Source organism: Acetomicrobium sp. S15 = DSM 107314 (genome assembly GCF_016125955.1).
GTDB lineage: Bacteria > Synergistota > Synergistia > Synergistales > Thermosynergistaceae > Thermosynergistes > Thermosynergistes pyruvativorans.
Window position 1 is genome coordinate 1 of sequence record NZ_JADEVE010000129.1, and the last position, 419, is coordinate 419.

Annotated in this window: 1 protein-coding gene; it reads left to right on the forward strand. The window is 52.7% G+C overall.

All coding sequences use genetic code 11. From position 1 onward, the window contains the following. Nucleotides 1-130: 130 nt before the first annotated feature. The coding region (locus EZM41_RS03415) for an ABC transporter permease subunit (protein WP_446697807.1) at nucleotides 131-419 on the forward strand (289 nt) is incomplete at its 3' end.

Sequence of the window (419 nt, forward strand, 5' to 3'; positions counted from 1 at the left end):
TTCATATCAAACATTTACATACAGAAAAAAAAAGGCATTTCCGTTCAGAGCGAAATACACGGGGGTCTTCCAAAAACCACTTCTTACGTCACAAAAACAGGCCTAATTTTGACCTCTAAAAAGGCCGATTTTGGGTCCGCGTTCGCTTTCGCTTTTTCTACTGATTTTAGGTAGTTTGGATTTCTACCTGTGGGGGCAACCAGGGGTCCTCTGGGTTTCCTGGGCTGCGTTGGCCTTCGTCACCGGTAGTTATTACATCTTTCTGAAATACACCAGGACCGGACTAGCGCTGAGGGCGATGGTGGACCAACCCGTCTTGGCGACGGTGATGGGGGCAAATGCCAGGGGCCTGTCGCTCCTCTCTTGGTGTCTGGCGGGGGAGCCACGGGCCTCGCCGGATGCCTCCTGCCGCTGCGCTT